Below are 3,204 nucleotides of genomic sequence, written 5' to 3' on the forward strand. Positions count from 1 at the left end.
GTTACTATTCACAGCCTATCTGCATTCCGGACTCATTTTTTCACCACAAGGAAAATACATAACCATTAATTCACCACAGCATCAAATGCCAAAAACCTAGATTTTTCCTATGCTTTTTGGCATTTTTCTATTGTGTTAAATATCGTCATGTGTTATACTATATACATGACGATATAGGAGGTGAAATCATGTCTATAATTCATCAAAAAGATAAAAGATCCGGAATCACGTATGTCTATGAATGCAAATCTTTTTGGGACAAAGAAAAGAAACAATCCCGGTCAAAGAGAACTCTTATAGGCAGGCTAAACGAAGAAACAGGGGAAATTATTCCAACCGACGGTCGCGGAAAAAAACGAAGTCCTAATTATGTTCCATCCCCCGATGACTATGAAATGCCCAAGACTATGAAAGGGCTTAAAGATGAAGTCAGGCGGCTGCTTGAAGAAAACGCAATGCTGAAGCAGGAACTAAAAGAATTAAAATCAAAAAGGACTAAACAGGGCTGAAAATGACTTTAGAGCAGGCTTACGAGTATAGACGCAAAGAAAACTTACAACTCCAAAACGAAAACAGAAAACTGCAGAAAAAACTTGACCAGCTTGCTGCAGGAACTTACACCAATGAAGAGAAAGCCAAAAATATCAGAACCATCAATAGACTGACGCAGGAAAACCAGCATTTGAAAAACCAGCTGGAAAGATATAAGGATTTATATCACAGGCAGGTTATCATTACAGAAAACTTTGATGCAAAGGCAATGGACTCCGTCTTTGATCAGGAAGATATGGCCAAAGAGCTTGATGAGTATAAGGAAAAATGCGCCGAACTCCAGTCTCGTATGGATGCCATACTTGGGACAAATAACGATGCATCAGATTCTGAAAGCGATAAATTAAGAGCTCAGGTAGAAGCACTAAAGGATGCTCTGGCAAAAGAAAAAGCAAAGAATAATACTGATGGCACCAACAGCTCTCTTCCCACCAGCCAGACTCCCATAGGCAAGAAAAAAGTAATTCCTAACTCTCGGGTAAAATCCGGAAAGAAGCGTGGCGGACAGCCCGGTCACAAAAAACACACCCTTGCTCCGCTTTCGGAAAGTGAAATTACTGACCGCGAAAAGCACACATTAAAAAATTGTCCTGACTGCGGGAGCGATGACCTTACCCTTATAGAGAAACGTACAAAAGATGTTATCGACTACGAGGTAAAGCTCGTCAAAAAGCGCCATTATATCTACGTCTATAAATGCAACTCTTGTGGTCATGTAGTCCACTCTCCGATACCGCTCTCAATTAAGGAGCCCGTTCAATACGGAAATGCACTACAGGCCATGTGTCTTGCGCTTTTGGATCTTGGCTACGTCAGCATAAACCGGGTTAAAAAGATTGTTGATGGTTTCCTTGAAAATAGGATTTCCATTAGTGAAGGATATATCAGCAAGCTTCAAAAGCGGGCATCCCGCGGTCTTAAACAATTCATGATTGATCTCAAGCTTGAATGCATCAAGCAGAAAATCCTTCACTGGGATGACACCGTGATCTTTGTGGATACCAAAAGATGCTGCGTTCGTTTTTATGGCAACGAGCATATCGCTATGTTTGTCGCACATAAAAAGAAAGACCGAAAGAGCCTTGATGAAGATGGTATCCTTGCTGCGCTAGGTTCAGACACCACTGTGGTTCATGACCATGTGACTGTCAATTATAACAAGGACTTTCATTTCAAAAATGCAGAATGCTCTGGTCATCTCTCTAGGGATATGCAGAAGATAGTCGATTATTCTGACCATCCCTGGACCAAGGAGTTGAAGAATTACCTTGCAGGCATACTTCATGAACGGAACATACTTGTGGAAAATGGCGTAGAATCCTTCGGAACCAGGTATTATACAATCATGGAAGAAATCGATAGAATCCTGAAAAGAGCCGACGAGCAGTTCGCTACATCAAAGGGCAAATATTATGAGTCTGATGAAAGGAAACTGATAAATCGCCTTAGGAAGTTCAAGAAAAGTAACTTCCTCTGGATAAAGGACTTTTCAGTGCCACCCACAAATAACCTTGCAGAAAGAAGCCTTCGCGGTATTAAGGTAAAACAGAAAGTATCCGGGCAATATCAAGATATCAAAAATGCAGGTTTCTTTGCTGATGTAAAAAGCTATATCGATACCTGCAGCAGAAATGACATTCCACCATTTCTGGCTCTTACCAGACTGATGGAAGGAAATCCATATACCCTAAAGGAAATTTTAGGCGGAGCATAACTCCGCCTGATTAGAATACTTACATATCATTCCACAATGCAGTAGTCCAGGTAATCATCTACGTTGATTTCAATAACTTCATCCGGGATTATTTCCTGATAGCATACCCACTGCGTTCCCATAGCATGGGAGAACTTTTCTTTATCCAAGAGGTATATAAATCCCTTCCCACCATAGTTAGGATGGCAGTTCCTAAACACCATTTTATCTCCATATTGAGGAAGCATTATGCGTTCAGCATCTCCGTTTTCCTCTATACACCCCAGAGCAAAGCAAACAGCCATTTTCTTGTTGCTTGTAGCGTAAACAGCGTACTGACATCCTGATTCAAAGCCTGTATCATATGCCTGATTGGGCACAAGTTTATCCACTTTGACAGGACTGCCATGATACAAATACTCTTTATTCATATTGGTTCTCCGACAATTTAAAATTCCACAGTCCAAGATGTCCCTTCATTTTTATAGGCTCTTCTAAGATCTTGATATCTTCAAATATCCAAGCATATCTTCCAGGCATATAAATCCCCGCCAAATATTCATTGCTGTGATTCTGTTTCATATCCTCAACAAAAGTATCCGTCATTTGAACACAGTCTACAAGATTACATGAACAGATGATAGCACCATAATCCATATCATTGCCTCCAGCCAGCTTCATTAACTCGGTATTCTCCCTGCTTCCTTTAGGAATTTTTGTGGAACTTGCATGTATGTACATGATGCCCCTATAATCAGTTTTCCAGCTACGGGTTTCAATAGACTTAACCCCATTTTTTATTAGTTCAGCATATGGCTGTGTTAGGCTAAGTGCTTTCAAAAACATCACCTCTTCAAATATGATATTATTAAGAATGACACACATAGAAAAACTCTGCAATCATCATTTTGACAATTGCAGAGTCGCTCAACACTCATTATTTGGCTGTGAATAGTAAC

4 protein-coding genes are annotated in these 3,204 nt (G+C 40.2%); 2 read left to right on the forward strand and 2 right to left on the reverse strand.

From position 1 onward, the window contains the following. Positions 1 to 188 precede the first annotated feature (188 nt). Together G632_RS0118185 and tnpC are read left to right on the forward strand one after the other, a co-directional pair. Positions 189 to 509, forward strand: a complete 321-nt coding sequence (locus tag G632_RS0118185; RefSeq protein WP_022770946.1) for a hypothetical protein — start codon at positions 189 to 191, stop codon at positions 507 to 509. 2 nt (positions 510 to 511) lie between these two features. Continuing rightward, a complete protein-coding gene (tnpC, locus tag G632_RS0118190) occupies positions 512 to 2,266 on the forward strand; it encodes an IS66 family transposase (RefSeq protein WP_022770947.1) in 1,755 nt (584 codons plus the stop codon). A gap of 26 nt (positions 2,267 to 2,292) precedes the next feature. Here the strand turns inward: tnpC and G632_RS0118195 are convergent, their stop codons facing one another. Both G632_RS0118195 and G632_RS0118200 read right to left on the reverse strand, forming a co-directional pair. Then, positions 2,293 to 2,676, reverse strand: coding sequence for a hypothetical protein (locus G632_RS0118195; protein ID WP_022770948.1), 384 nt, complete (start codon positions 2,674 to 2,676; stop codon positions 2,293 to 2,295). Next, a complete protein-coding gene (locus tag G632_RS0118200) occupies positions 2,669 to 3,085 on the reverse strand; it encodes an ASCH domain-containing protein (protein WP_026512700.1) in 417 nt (138 codons plus the stop codon). Before G632_RS0118200 ends, G632_RS0118195 begins: the two co-directional genes overlap by 8 nt. Between the last annotated feature and the right edge of the window lie 119 nt (positions 3,086 to 3,204).

Origin of the sequence: Butyrivibrio sp. NC2007 (assembly GCF_000421405.1) — a bacterium.
Classification (GTDB): domain Bacteria; phylum Bacillota; class Clostridia; order Lachnospirales; family Lachnospiraceae; genus Butyrivibrio.